This window comes from Sphingomonas sp. SKA58, from assembly GCF_000153545.1.
In the GTDB taxonomy this organism is placed as follows: domain Bacteria; phylum Pseudomonadota; class Alphaproteobacteria; order Sphingomonadales; family Sphingomonadaceae; genus Sphingobium; species Sphingobium soli.
In genome coordinates, this window is record NZ_CH959308.1 from 403,461 (window position 1) to 416,933 (window position 13,473).

The 13,473-nt window shown below is 62.8% G+C and carries 9 protein-coding genes; 3 read left to right on the forward strand and 6 right to left on the reverse strand.

Going from position 1 to position 13,473, the window contains the following annotated elements:
• Positions 1 to 24: 24 nt before the first annotated feature.
• The 6 genes from cofH to SKA58_RS17070 form a co-directional block, all read right to left on the reverse strand.
• The gene (cofH, locus tag SKA58_RS17045; RefSeq protein ID WP_009823733.1) at positions 25 to 2,364 is read right to left on the reverse strand and encodes a 5-amino-6-(D-ribitylamino)uracil--L-tyrosine 4-hydroxyphenyl transferase CofH; all 2,340 of its coding nucleotides are present in this window, start codon (positions 2,362 to 2,364) and stop codon (positions 25 to 27) included.
• Complete coding sequence (locus SKA58_RS17050; RefSeq protein ID WP_009823734.1) at positions 2,361 to 3,368, reverse strand: LLM class flavin-dependent oxidoreductase; 1,008 nt, start codon at positions 3,366 to 3,368, stop codon at positions 2,361 to 2,363. The genes cofH and SKA58_RS17050 overlap by 4 nt, the downstream gene beginning before the upstream one ends.
• Before the next feature lie 101 nt (positions 3,369 to 3,469).
• Complete coding sequence (locus SKA58_RS17055) at positions 3,470 to 5,851, reverse strand: TonB-dependent receptor (protein ID WP_009823735.1); 2,382 nt, start codon at positions 5,849 to 5,851, stop codon at positions 3,470 to 3,472.
• Between the two features lie 288 nt (positions 5,852 to 6,139).
• Positions 6,140 to 7,234, reverse strand: coding sequence for a CaiB/BaiF CoA transferase family protein (locus SKA58_RS17060; RefSeq protein ID WP_009823736.1), 1,095 nt, complete (start codon positions 7,232 to 7,234; stop codon positions 6,140 to 6,142).
• Positions 7,234 to 8,163, reverse strand: coding sequence for a 3-keto-5-aminohexanoate cleavage protein (locus SKA58_RS17065; protein WP_037544045.1), 930 nt, complete (start codon positions 8,161 to 8,163; stop codon positions 7,234 to 7,236). Before SKA58_RS17065 ends, SKA58_RS17060 begins: the two co-directional genes overlap by 1 nt.
• An 83-nt stretch (positions 8,164 to 8,246) precedes the next feature.
• Positions 8,247 to 10,928 carry a LuxR C-terminal-related transcriptional regulator gene (locus tag SKA58_RS17070; RefSeq protein WP_009823738.1) on the reverse strand — a complete coding sequence of 894 codons (2,682 nt, stop codon included), beginning with the start codon at positions 10,926 to 10,928 and terminating at the stop codon, positions 8,247 to 8,249.
• A 215-nt stretch (positions 10,929 to 11,143) separates the two neighbouring features.
• Between SKA58_RS17070 and SKA58_RS17075 the strand changes: the two genes are divergently transcribed.
• The 3 genes from SKA58_RS17075 to SKA58_RS17085 are packed head-to-tail and all read left to right on the forward strand — an operon-like array spanning position 11,144 to position 13,469.
• Positions 11,144 to 12,145, forward strand: a complete 1,002-nt coding sequence (locus SKA58_RS17075) for a quinone oxidoreductase family protein (protein WP_009823739.1) — start codon at positions 11,144 to 11,146, stop codon at positions 12,143 to 12,145.
• Positions 12,142 to 12,918, forward strand: a complete 777-nt coding sequence (locus SKA58_RS17080; RefSeq protein WP_009823740.1) for an SDR family oxidoreductase — start codon at positions 12,142 to 12,144, stop codon at positions 12,916 to 12,918. Before SKA58_RS17075 ends, SKA58_RS17080 begins: the two co-directional genes overlap by 4 nt.
• Before the next feature lie 44 nt (positions 12,919 to 12,962).
• Entirely contained in the window at positions 12,963 to 13,469 is a 507-nt protein-coding gene (locus SKA58_RS17085; protein ID WP_009823741.1) for a nuclear transport factor 2 family protein, read from the forward strand.
• Positions 13,470 to 13,473 lie beyond the last annotated feature (4 nt).

The window sequence follows — 13,473 nt, forward strand, 5'->3', positions numbered from 1 at the left end:
CTGGCGAGCGACGTTGCAGGTCGGTCACGATGGTTCAGCCAATACGGCGCGACGCGGCAGCACCGGCTCATAAAGCGTTGTGCGCTGGCGCACCGGGCGCCCGACGGATGCCGCCAGAGCCTGCATTTCCCTGGGACCGAATTCCTGCCCATTGACGCCACCGGCGGCCCGGGTGATCGATTCGTCCATCAGCGTGCCTCCCATGTCATTGGCGCCCGCCTTCAGAATCGCAGCGGCGCCCTCCGGCCCCATCTTCACCCAGGACACCTGGATATTGGGGATCACCGGATGCAGCGCGATGCGTGCCACGGCGTGCATCAACACCGCTTCGCGATAGCTGGGCCCCGATCGCGCCAGCCCTTTGCGCCATATCGGCGATTCCATATGGACGAAGGGCAGCGGCACGAATTCGGTGAAGCCGCCCGTCTCCTCCTGCAATCCGCGAATGCGCAGCAGATGGCGCGCCCAATGCTTATATTCCTCGACATGGCCGAACATGATCGTGGCCGTGCTGCGCAGGCCCACCCCATGGGCCACGCGCATCACCTCGATCCATTCGTCCGCTGTCACCTTGTCCGGGCAGATGATGGCGCGAACTTCGGGGTCCAGTATCTCCGCCGCCGTACCGGGCAGCGTGGACAGCCCCGCTTCCTTCAACCGCGCCAGATAATCCTCCAGCGGCAGGGCGAGCGTGCGGGCGCCATGCGTCACTTCGAGCGGCGAAAAGGCATGGATATGGATGTCCGGCGCGGCCTCGCGCACCGTCTTGAGGACATTGAGATAGGTATGCCCGTCATAATCGGGATGGATCCCGCCCTGCAGGCAGACTTCGGTCGCGCCGCGATCCCAGGCTTCGGCCGCGCGGCGTCCGACCTCTTCCATGTCGAGCCTGTAGGCCGGACCGCGCATGGCCTTGGTGCTGCCCTTGGAAAAAGCGCAGAAGCCGCATTTATAGAGGCAGATATTGGTATAGTTGATGTTGCGGTTGACCGCATAGGTCAGCATGTCACCCACGGCCTGCCGCCGCAATCGGTCGGCCCGCTCGACGATGGCGGCAAAATCATCCTGCTCGGCATCGAACAGGGTCACGATGTCCGCTTCGCTCAGCCGTTCACCCTCCTCCGCAGCGTCAAGGATGGACAGGATCGATCGGGAAGCGAGAACCGGCTCCATCACCATGGTGTCGGGCGCGGGATCGCCATGCCCCGCGGACCATTCGTCCACCTTGGGCAAGCCCCGCCCGTCGATGGCGCGCAGGATCTGGGTGGCAATGGCTGGCGCAGCCCAATCCCGCGCAGCAAGCGCATAACGCGGGCCGATGGCGAGCCGCTGCATCAATATGCGGCCTGCGGCCTTTGTGGCGTCCTCCAATATCTCCAGATGCGGCCAGGGCGCCTCCGGGTTCACATGGTCAGGAGTGACCGGCGACACCCCGCCCCAGTCATTGACGCCGGCCCGGATGAGCGGCGCCAGATCGACGCGATCATGGAGATTGGGCGGCGCCTGGATCGTCATCTGCGGCCCCAAGATGATCCGGGCGGCGGCGATGGACCAGAGATGATCGTCGAGCGACGGTTCGGCATGATCCGCCATGCGCGTCCCCGGCTTTGCCCGGAAATTCTGGATGATGACTTCCTGAATATGCCCGTAGCGGCGATTCAGATCGCGAATGGCGACGAGCGCCTCCACCTGTTCGTCGCGCGTTTCGCCGATACCGATCAGCAGGCCGGTCGTGAACGGCACGCGCGCCCACCCGGCTTGCTCGATGGCGGCCAAGCGCAGGGCAGGCGTCTTGTCGGGCGATCCGAAATGCGGGCCGCCGCGCGCGCACAGGCGATCGGAGCTGCTCTCCAGCATGATACCCATGGAGGCGGCATGAGGCCGCAACTGCGCATAATCCTCGCCGATCATCAGGCCGGGATTGAGATGCGGCAGCAAGCCCGTCTCGCGGAACACCAGTTCCGCCATTTCGGCCAGATAGGACAGGGTCGAGTCATGCCCGAGCCCGCTGAGAGCCTCTCGCGCGGCGGCATAGCGGGCCTCGGGCCGATCGCCGAGCGTGAAGAGGGCTTCCCGGCAACCGGACGCCGCGCCAGCGCGGGCGATGGCCAGAACCTCGTCTCTGCCAAGATAGGCATCACCCGCGCGGGCCGGCGTGGTGGCGAAGGTGCAATAGTGGCACACGTCGCGGCACAATTTGGTGAGGGGAATGAAAACCTTGCGGGAATAGGTCACGCGACGGCCATGCGCCGCCACCGTCATCGCCTCCGCCGCCTCCATCATGTCGCCGAGCGACCGGGATCGCAGCACCGTCGCGATGGCCACTGCTTCGTCTTCGCTCAGATACAGTAGATCCAGTGTCACATCATACTCCGCGCTCGGGCAAGCCCGCGAATGGTTTCTAGCGGCGCGGCGTGCCCGGGCAAGGCCGCGATGAAGGTCGAGACACCCATCGCCTCCATGCGCCGCAGCATGTCCACCGCCGCATCGATTGGTCCCGCCAGCGTATCGAAGTCCGCCAGAAACTCGGTCAAACCCAATTCCTCCATCAGGGCCACATTCCTGCCGCCCACGACCACATGCTCGGTCGGATCATAACGCGCGTGCAAGGCGTCGATCTTGCCGCGAAACTGCGTCGGGACACGCGCCAGGGTTTCGGGCGTTCGGAAGGCCATGCCGTTGACGACGATGAACGCCTTGAGATCGTCTATGGCCTCGGCCCGTGTGGGGCGGATCGAGGCGAAGGATACGACCCAGATATCGATCGACAGGGGATCGCGGCCCGCCGCCTGCGCGGCATCCCGGACGGTATCGATCCGGTCCTTCAGCGCGTCGAGATGGCGTTCGCCCGCGAACAATATGACGCCGTCGGCCTGCTCACCCGCCAGCGCCAGCGCCTTGGGACCGAAAGCGGAATAATAGATCGGAATCGGGCGAGCGAAACGGAGCGGTGTGATCTGCATGCCGTTCATCTGCGTTGGCCGTCCGGCGAACAGATCCCGCAGCGCCGCCAGTTCCGTTCGGATTTCCCGCTGCGTGGCGGGCGGGCGGCCGATCGCCATGACCGTGCTACCGCCCGTCGCCAGGCCCAGCGCCACGCGCCCGCCGGAGAGATCGTCGATGGTGTTGAGGGCGGAGGCCGTCACCAGCGGATGTCGCATGAAAGGCGAGGTGACCAGTGGCGCCAAAGTCGCTTTCGGCGCGTCAAGCGCGGCGAGGGTCAGCGACACGTAGAGTTCATGCCAACCCGCCGGCGAATCGCCCACGCTGATAAGCTCAAAACCAAGATCGGAGGCAAGACGGACCTCTTCGCGAAATCCGTCCAGCAGATCCCCCCACATGCTGCATATGCCGAGCTTCATGGTCATCCTCTCGAGAACTCCCTACGACCTGTCGTCTCGCTGCAAACCTGTCCTTGTAGAGGGGGAAAGGCGGGCAGGTCGCTCACCCCCCCCCTCTCACGGGCGCGTCAGAACGTGTATTTGGCCGTGACGCCCCACGTCCGCGGATCGCCGGCATAGACCGAACTGGTTGGGAAGGACGGCAGCAGAACGCTGGAAGCCGAGACATATTTCTCGTTGAAGAGGTTCTTCACATAAATGCCCAGATCAAGGCCCGTACCGCCTATCCCGCGCCAATCCAAACGCGCGTTGGCAAGTTGGTAACCCGGCAGCTTTTCGCCATTCTGACCGCCAAAATCGTCGGTCATGAACAGGTCGGCGTTGACCACCACATCGCCGTCTGCCGGGCGGATCGGCAGTGTCCAACTCACGCTGGCCGTGCCGGAGAAACTGGGCGAATATTTGTTGATCTGGCCCTCGCCCAGCACGATGGTCGAAGGCAGTCCGGCAGGAACGGTCAGGCTTTCCACCTTCACATTGGTATAGGCGGCATTAAAACCGACGGTGAGGCTGCGCACGGGGCTGATGGACGCCTCCAGTTCGACACCCCAGATCCGCAGATCGGCGACATTCGCGGCCAGGGAGCCGTTGGTCGGCGAATCCGGCGTGCCGTTCGGAACGGTCGTCTGCGTGTTCAGGAACTGAAGTGCATTCTTATATTTGCTGTAATAGGCGGCCAGATTCAGGCGCCCACGCGCGGACCCGACATGATAGTCATATTTGGAGCCGATCTCGACGTCGGTGATTGTTTCCTCACCCGTCTTCTGGAAGGGACGAAGGTCTGCGCAGACGCCTCCGGTCCCCACGCAGGCCGGATTCGTGCCGCCCGTGGTAAAGGGTGTTTCGAACAGCGGCGTGTTCACATTGACGCCCCGATAGCCCCGTCGCGACACGATATAGAGCAGCCAGTCCGGGGTCGCTTTATAGTCGAGGCCGATGGTCCAGCTCGGCTCCTCGCCCTTGTTGGATACGGTGCCGACGCCGTCGGCCAGATTGAGGGCCGCCGTGCTTAGGCAGGTGGATTCGTCGACATAGGTCGTGCCGATGGTGCCGCCGCAGGCCGACACCTTGTCCCAGCTGTAGCGAGCGCCGAGATTGAGCTTCAGCTTGTCGGTGAATTCATACCCGATCTGGCCATAGACCGCCCAGTTCTTGTTGCGGACGTGGGCCGTCACCGCAGGCGCCGGGACGCCGCCCACCGAAAATGCCGTGAACTGCGATCCACTGGGACCATCGGGCTTATCATTATTATAGAAGGCGCCGACGATGAAGTTGAACGAGCCAAAATCGCCTAGCAACTGGGTTTCATTTGTTAGATATTGCCGATCCAGCACGGAAGACGCCGTGAAAAGGGTAAACGGCACGGCCGAGGGCGCGGGAGACGGCAGACCCGTGGGGATTTGCAGTTGCGGCAGCCCGCCGGTGTTGATCAGCTGATAGCTGTAGTTCTTTCGATAACCGAAAATGTTGCGTAGCGTCAGATCGCCGAAGCTGAAGGACGTGTCATTGGTGATCGCCCTGGTCTTGCGATAGGCCGCGCCGCCGTTGATGCCGCCGTCGAACGACCCGCGACGATTGGCTTTCTGTGCCTGCAAAGCTGCCTGCACCTGTGGCTCGACAACCCCCAGGCCCAGCGCGGCAAAGGGGAAATTCTCGCGCAGCAGATAGAGACCGCCGGCGAGTTCGTCGCCTTTGAAATATTCATAGATGGTGGTGCTCTTGAGGCCCTCGAACGGCTCGACCAGCAGCGAGAACCGGTAGGCGTCCTGATGGATATTGTCGAATCCCGGGCCGCCGTCGAAGGCGATCGTCCGGGGGTCTTGACGACGGATCTGGCCTGCAGCGCGGAAAGCGACCTTATCCTCGATAATCGGGATATTCACCGCGCCTTCGAGTTCGCGATAATCGAACCGTCCATAGGTGCCCTCGACATAGCCTTCGAAGGCGTAGCTCGGCTTCTGGCTGCCGATCACGACCGCGCCGCCCAAAGTGTTGCGGCCGAACAGCGTCCCCTGAGGCCCCTTGAGCACCTGAATGCTGCCAATGTCATAGGTCGGGACGTTCGAGCCGACCGAAGGCAAAGGGGTGTCGTTGAGATAGATGACAACACCGGGAGTCACCTCGCCCAGGGGCAACTGGCCAATGCCGCGCAGGGTCAGCGCGACATTGTCCTTGCCCCCTTCGGAGGAGAAGGTGAAGCCGGGGGCGATCGTTTTAACGTCGCTTACCGTCTGGACGGTGCTGCGCTCCAGCGCCTCTGATGAAAAAGCGGAAATGGAAACCGAAACGTCCTGCAGTCGTTCTTCCCGGCGGCGAGCCGTGACAACTATGTCGCCGGCATTCGCACTATCCGCCTGCGGCGCGGGCGAAGCGACGGACTGCGCCCATGAGGGAAATGCCACCGCTGCGGCACTCGCAACCAATGCCAATTTCAGTGCGGCCAATCGCATAAAAATCCTCCCAATCAATTAGTTTTCCCGTGCGACCTGCGTGCGGCGCAGGTCTGGTCGCCTGTGGCAAAATCGACATTAGTCGCGATTTACCACCTATCGCTGGACAGGATTTCTATGGATCGGATGTAATTGATCTGGATGTGGTATTTGCACCGCAGTGGCGCGACAAGCCGCCGCGCACCGGTCTTGCCGTTCGACATAGCCAGCGACCCGGCGAACGCCCCGCCCTGATCCGAGCACGTTTTCTACGGAGGCGAATGCCGCTGTCCTGGCGCGATCCGCGCCTTAAGACCAAGCCGCGATCAGGTCCGCCGCCGACGCGACGGACGGCTCGCCAATGGCACCCGCGTCGAGAGACAAGCGGGGCGCCGGCGATGGCTGGACCACTCCATGACGCTGTACGAAAGTCGCCCGCGCTTCATTATGCGCGTGCCGGGGCGCTTCCTCCATTGACAGAACCGGCGTCACGCAAGCGTCGCTCGCAGCAAATAGAGCGGCCCACTCATCCCGGCTTTTGGCCAGAAATGCCGCGGCAAATTCAACCTGCATCGCGGGCCAGCCTTCGCGGTCGTTCTGGTCATAACATCTGTCGGAGAGACCCAATCCGTCCACCATCTGGGCAAAGAATTTCGGCTCCAGACATCCTACCGCGACGTGCCGTCCGTCGGCGCATTCGTAACAGCGGTAGAAGGGCGCCGCACCATCCAGCAAATTGGAGCCGGGCGCATCTTCCCACAAACCCTTGGGCTGCCATGCGTAAAATAAGCTCATCAACGACGCGACGCCATCCGTGATACAGGCGTCGACGACCTGCCCCCGGCCCGTCCGTTGCGCCGCCAGCAGTGCGCTCAACAGTCCGAAGATCAGGAACATGGCGCCGCCGCCATAATCGCCTACCAGATTGAGCGGTACTGGCGGCGTACCCTGTCGCTCTCCCATCGCGTGGAGCGCGCCGGTGATCGACAGATAATTGATGTCATGGCCGGCCCGCAGCGCAAGCGGCCCGGACTGGCCCCAGCCCGTCATCCGCCCGAACACGAACCGCGGATTGCGCGCCAGGCAGACATCGGGGCCAACGCCGAGGCGTTCCATGACGCCGGGCCTGTATCCCTCGATCAGCCCGTCCGCCCGCTCGATCAATGCGAGCAACCGTTCCCGATCCGCGTCCTGCTTGAGATCGAGATAGGTCACGACCCGGCTGCGGTGCAGGATGTCCCCACCGACATCATCCCAGTCCCCCGCCGCGACCGATGGCGGCCGGGCGATGCGGACGATCTCGGCGCCCATATCGGCCAACAGCATCGCAGCGAGCGGTACGGGGCCGATCGCGTCGATCTCCAGCAGGCGAATACCGGCCAGGGGCCCGTTTTTTTTCGTCATCAGATATTCGTCCGGTCCGCGCCCTTGAGGTCCAGCATGGCACGCGCCTCATCGGGCGTGGCGATTTCAAGACCCATGCCTTCGACGATCTGCCGCGCAGTCTTCACCTGCTCCGCATTGGTCTCGGCGAGCCGGCCCGGGCCGCCCCACAGCGAATCCTCCAGACCGATACGGACATTGCCACCCATGGACGCCGCCATGGCGACAATGCTCATCTGACGCGCACCGGCCCCCAGCACGGACCATTCATATTGGTCGCCGAACAGCCGGTCGGCCGTTCGCTTCATATGCATGATATCGTCGGGGTGGCTGCCGATGCCGCCCAATATGCCGAAGCAGGTCTGGATGAACAGCGGCGCCTTGACGAGGCCGCGATCGAGAAAATATTTCAGGTTATAGAGATGGCTGGTGTCATAGCATTCGAATTCGAAGCGCGTGCCCAGCGGCGACAATGTGGTCAGTAGATGTTCGATGTCGGCATAGGTGTTCTTGAACACCAGGTCGCGCGATGCTTCGAGCGCGGCGGGTTCCCAGTCATGCTGGAACGACTTGTAGCGATCCAGCATCGGGAACAGACCAAAGCCCATAGTCCCCATATTGAGGCTGGCCACTTCCGGGGCGAAAGTTTGGGCGGGACGGATCCGTTCCTGCACCGTCATGGAGGGGTGCCCGCCCGTTGTCAGGTTCAATACGGCGTCGGTACGCTGCTTAATGACTTTAAGAAAGGGTTCGAACAGGTCGGGATTCTGGTCCGGCCGCCCATCGACGGGATTGCGCGCATGGAGATGGATGATGGCGGCGCCCGCCTCCGCCGCGCCGACCGCCGATGCCGCGATCTCCTCCGCCGTCACGGGCAGATAGAGCGACATGGAGGGCGTGTGGATTGCGCCTGTAATCGCGCAGCTGATGATGACCTTGCGTTTTGCCATGATATTTCCTTTCGCGCACATTGCGCCGGTCGCAGGTTGCGCGAACGGTGCAATCTATCCTTCGATAGGATATGGCGTGCGCTTCAGGGCAGGATGCCGAGCTGCCGCGCCCGCAGAACCGCCTGCGGCCGACGGCGCACGCCCAGCTTGTCGTAGATTTGCTGCATATACCATTTGACGGTGCCTTCGGTCAGGCCGAGACGGTCGCCGATTTCCCGGTTGCGCAGGCCTCCGCTCACCATCGTTAAAATGTCGACTTCCCGGTTGGCGAGGCGCCCGGTCAGGCCGAAATCATCCTCCTCTTCTTCGTCCGCTTCGATCTGTGGTCCCCGCCTCAACATCGACACAAGGCGGACGGCGAAGCGATCAGCGGGCGTTTCCAGTTCCGGCCCCTGCGAATAGGCTTCGATGATGAGAGACGCGATGACTTCTCCCTCATCGACGAAGACCCGCACCCAGGCGGCCGGTTCGGCCATCTCTACGGCAGCGCGAACGGCCCTGCGCGCCTCGGACCGGTTGCCCTGAAGCACCGCGATTTCCGCCAGCAGCAATTCGAAGATCACGGCGGACCGGACCGCTCCCGCGCGTTTGACGAATTCCAGCCACCGATAGGCGACCTTGCGCGCTCGGCCCAGCCGATGGCGCTGCATCTCGATCCTGAGCCAGGCAATCGCGATATTCTCATTGCGCCGCGTCGGGTGCAGGGTGGGAATGGGTTCGCCGTCCAGTTGCGGATCGCCCGCCAGGAAATGCTGCTCCGCCTCGTCGATCTGCCCCGCCTTGATCAAAAGCCGCACCTCTTCAGCCACGATGAAGGAGCGCAGACGATCAAGCCCACATTCGATCGCCACGAGATGGGCATCGTTAAGCGTCGACAGCGCGCTGGGCAGATCGCCCCTTGCCGCCCGCAGGCGCGCGCTGACCAGATAGCCCGACGCCATCTGATCGGAAAATCCCCATTGCCGCACGACTGGCAGATACTGGTCCGCCAGTTCCGCCGCCTGTTCAAGGTCGCCTGCATCATAGAGCAGTTCGGCCAACGGCAACGCGGGCAGCGCGGCCAGACCGGAACCTGCGCCATGGATTTCAACAGCTAACGCGAAGGCCTCTTCCAGAAAGCGTCGCGCCAAGGGAATCTTGCCCTGCGCCATCATGGTCGGCGCGACCGAGGCCTTCAGGGCGATGGATGCGAAGGCCGAGCCGGGACGCGACAGCGCGCGGCTGGTTTCCGCCTCCAGCTTGAGCATGTCCTGAAAATGATAAAGTTCGCGCCGCGCCGACATGAGCTGCGCCAGCAAGGTGCAGCTGAGATAGGCATGGCTGTCGGCCAGTTCGGCGAGCAGCGGCTCCGAATCGGCCTCGACCCTGACCATGTCGTCTCGCGCCGCCGCAAGCATGACGAAGCGATGGCGGATCAGCAGGTCCAGTTGCTCGATTTCGTGCGCGGGCAGGGACTGGGCCTCGCGCTTCGCTTCACAGGCCTGCCGCGCGGCGGAAATCAGCCTGTCAGCCGAGGAAAAGGCCAGTTGGCGGATGCGTCTCCAGGCCAGCGCCAGGAGCAGATTAGGCCGTTCGGCCAGGATCGGCCAGGGCAGTTCCGCGCCGAGTTCGTCGATGCGGTAGAGATAGCCCGAATAGGTCAGTCCCTCCGCCAAGCGATCCAACTGGTCGGCGAGAAAAGCCTTGTCCCCGCTCAGCCGCGCATGTTCGATCGCCAGGGCAAGCTGGCCGGCTTCGGCAAAATATTCGCTCGCCCGTCGATGCATGACAGCAGCGCGGTCCGGTGCCCGATCGATCAGCCGGCCCAACACCATTTCGCGGAACAACCGGTGATAGGCATAGCGGCTATGTTCCTGATCAATCGCGTTCAGAAACAGGCCTTCACGAAAGACATGGTCCAGCATCGCGCGCGCATTTTCGTCGCCGATTACCGCAGCGCAAGCGGAGGGCGTCAATTCATCGAGGATCGAGGTGTCGACGAGGAAGCGGCGGACGTCGTCCGGCTGCAAACTTAACACTTCATCATGGAAATACTCGGCAAATTCTGGGCGCAGGCCAGTCAGCCGGAGCTTGGCCGCGCTGTCGCTGGTGCGGCGATAGAGATCGCAGGCAATAACGATACCGGAAACCCAGCCTTGGGTATCGCCCACAATGTCCTGAAGTTCGCGCGAATCCACCGGCGTCCCGATAGACCGCGTGACCAGTTCCGTCGCTTCCGCCAAGGTGAAGGACAGATCGGCGACGCCCACTTCGACCAGAAATCCGAGCGCACGCATACGCGCCAGCGACAGGCCGACCGTACCGCGTGCGGCGATGATGATGGTCAATGCGTCGCGCGCGCTCGACGATAGTTGCGCCAGAAACTCCAGAATCGGCTTTGCCAGAAACTGCGCGTCATCCACAATGATAACCGGCTTTACGCTGCCCATCGTCGCGAGGGCAGATAGCCAGCTTTCGTCGGCAGCGTCACTGTCCAGTGCATCCCACGGCATACCCGCGGCAATACCTGCGGCCTTGAGCGCTTGGAGAAAGGACCGCTTACTTTCTATGCCTGCCCTTGCCGCGAGCCACAAAACGGGGCGCCCCTGCGCCCTGAGTTCATCCGCCCAGAACAGCATTGCGGTGGTTTTTCCGCTCCCTGCCGGCGCAGACACCACGGTCATGCGCGACTGCGCCACTCTTTCCGTCAGCGCCACCAATGCAGCACGCCGGATCGGCATATGAGTCGAACGCGGCGGCAAGATAGCTGTGGGCACAACGGTCATGCTCTTCTCTCCTAGCGCGGTTGGCGCGATTCGTTTGTTATGCGAAATATATTCTGCGCGATGAATCTATAACGCAATCCCTTTTTCCTATCGGCAGATAGGTTCCCAATGAGATGGAAAAATGTCCAGCTTTCCACCTAGGAAGCCGAGGTCGTTATGCAGCCAGCGTTGCCATACAGACCGCGGCGCGAGCAGGATATTAGGAAAGGTTGACCATGAAGGCCCTTTATCTCGAACGGATCGACGGCCCTGAATCCGTCGTGGTGGCGGAAGTCGACACGCCAGTGCCCGGTCCGGGAGAGGTGCGTGTTGCGCTGCGGGCCGCATCCATAAACCATCGTGAACTGTTCATCACCCACGGGCAATATCCCGGCATGACGGTGCCGATCACGCTGGGCTGTGATGGTGCGGGCGTCGTCGACATGATCGGCGAGGGCGTCACCGGCGTCCGCGAGGGCGATGAGGTTGTGCTCTATCCTGCACGCAACTGGGGGTCGAACCGCCACGCGCCAGCCGCCGATTTCGGCCTGCTCGGTATGCCCTTCGCCGGCACGATCGCCGAATATATCTGCGTGCCGGTCGACAATCTGGCGCCCAAGCCGGCCTTCATGAGTTTCGAGGAAGCCGGGGCCATGCCGCTGACGGCGCTGACCTCGTGGCGCGCGCTTATGTTCAAGGGACGGCTGGAAGCGGGAGAGACGCTGCTCATCAGCGGCGTAGGCGGCGGCGTGGCCACGTTCGGCCTGGCCTTTGCCGTGGCCAAGGGCGCCAATGTCTATGTCACCGGTGAAAACCAGGACGTGATCGATCGTGCCGTGGCAATGGGGGCCAAGGGCGGTCTGCTGTACACCGATCCCGACTGGCGCAAGCAGGTCGGCAAACTTACCGGCGGCATCGACGTGGTGCTGGACGGCGCGCCATCGCCCAGCTTCGCCAATTATGTCCGCGCCATCAATCCGGGCGCGCGGATCGTCATCTACGGGTCTACCGCCGGCAACGAGATCAAGTTCAACGCCACCGACATCTTCCTCAAGAGCGCCAGCATCGTCGGCAGCCAGGTCGGCGATCCGCAGGACTTCAAGGAAATGCTCGCTTTTGCCGAGCAACATGCAATCAAGCCGGTGATCGAGGCGACCTATCCGCTTGCCCAGGCCAAAGAGGCGCTTCTGCATCTGCGCGACCAGCACAAGTTCGGCAAAGTCGTGGTGACGATGTGAGCGATCTGTTCAGCCTGACCGGCAAGAAGGCGCTGGTCACCGGCGGCGCGCAAGGTCTGGGCCGCATGATCGCCGAAGGTCTGCTGCGGGCTGGCGCGACAGTCGCGATCACATCCCGCAAGGCCGACATCTGCGAAGATGCCGCCCGGGAGATGGCCACGCTGGGATCGTGCATCCCCCTCCCCGCTGACCTGTCGACGCCCGAGGCGGCGGTCGACCTCGTCGCCCGTTATCGCGAAGCGGTCGGAGAATGCCATATATTGGTCAACAACGCGGGTAAGACCTGGGGCGGGCCGATCGACAGCTTCCCCGACAAGGCTTGGCCGGGCGTGATGGCCGTGAACGTCCAGACGCCGTTCACCATGGTCCGGGAACTCCTCCCCGAACTCAGCGCGTCCGGAAAGGCTGGCGATCCGGCGCGGGTGATCAACATCGGTTCGGTCGCGGGGATGAAGACAGAGCGGCTCAGCGCGTACAGCTATGCCGCGAGCAAGGCTGCAGTCCATATGATGACGCGCGATCTGGCCGGCGATTTGGCGGCGCGTAACATCACCGTCAATGCGGTCATTCCCGGCTTCTTCCCAACCAAAATGACGGCGCATATGCGGGATGAGGATCAGGTCGATCCTGCCCTGCTGGCGCATATTCCGCTCCAACGTCTAGGTTCGCCGGACGATATTGCAGGCATCGTCATTTTCCTGTGTTCGCGCGCGGGCGCTTATGTCACCGGCGCACAGATTCCGGTTGACGGCGGGGTCGTTGGCTGCGGCTGAAATAAGCCCCCCACCCTCGCGGCCGGTAAAGAAAGATATTCGCCATGATGATCGACCTCGCCATGCTGGCGGACCGCCTCGCGATCGAGGAATGCCTCTATCGTTACGCCCATCTGGTAGATTCGATGCAGTTTCACCGCATTGCGGAGGAAGTGTTCACGGAGGATGGATCGATCGACTTTGGCAGCGCGCGTTCCGTGGGGCGGGAGGCCATCCATGCCCAGTGCATGGGTTATCAGGGCGCTCTAATGGGCTGTTCGCATAACATCACCAATGTGGTGATTGAGGTGAACGGCGACGAAGCGCGCGCAGCCAGCCGCGTCATGGCATGGCAGTGGTTCGATATCCCCGATGCCGATCCGCTGCGCCCCACCGACCTTCTCGCCGTGGGCGGCTATGAGGACAGGCTGCGGCGCACGGCCGAGGGATGGCGGATATATGAGCGGCGGGGGATCAATTTCGGCACTGGCATCGGCGCCGGATCCGTACCCGATCCCATGCGTTCCATCTTTCTGGCCATGCAGGGTCGCACGCCTGGCTGGCCCGCCTGACCGA

Bases quoted from the DNA above. Each gene is read 5' to 3' on its own strand.
- SKA58_RS17050 (WP_009823734.1), bottom strand. From the start codon at position 3,368: ATGACCATGAAGCTCGGCATATGCAGCATGTGGGGGGATCTGCTGGAC.
- SKA58_RS17055 (WP_009823735.1), bottom strand. From the start codon at position 5,851: ATGCGATTGGCCGCACTGAAATTGGCATTGGTTGCGAGTGCCGCAGCG.
- SKA58_RS17060 (WP_009823736.1), bottom strand. From the start codon at position 7,234: ATGACGAAAAAAAACGGGCCCCTGGCCGGTATTCGCCTGCTGGAGATC.
- SKA58_RS17065 (WP_037544045.1), bottom strand. From the start codon at position 8,163: ATGGCAAAACGCAAGGTCATCATCAGCTGCGCGATTACAGGCGCAATC.
- SKA58_RS17070 (WP_009823738.1), bottom strand. From the start codon at position 10,928: ATGACCGTTGTGCCCACAGCTATCTTGCCGCCGCGTTCGACTCATATG.
- SKA58_RS17075 (WP_009823739.1), top strand. From the start codon at position 11,144: ATGAAGGCCCTTTATCTCGAACGGATCGACGGCCCTGAATCCGTCGTG.
- SKA58_RS17085 (WP_009823741.1), top strand. From the start codon at position 12,963: ATGATGATCGACCTCGCCATGCTGGCGGACCGCCTCGCGATCGAGGAA.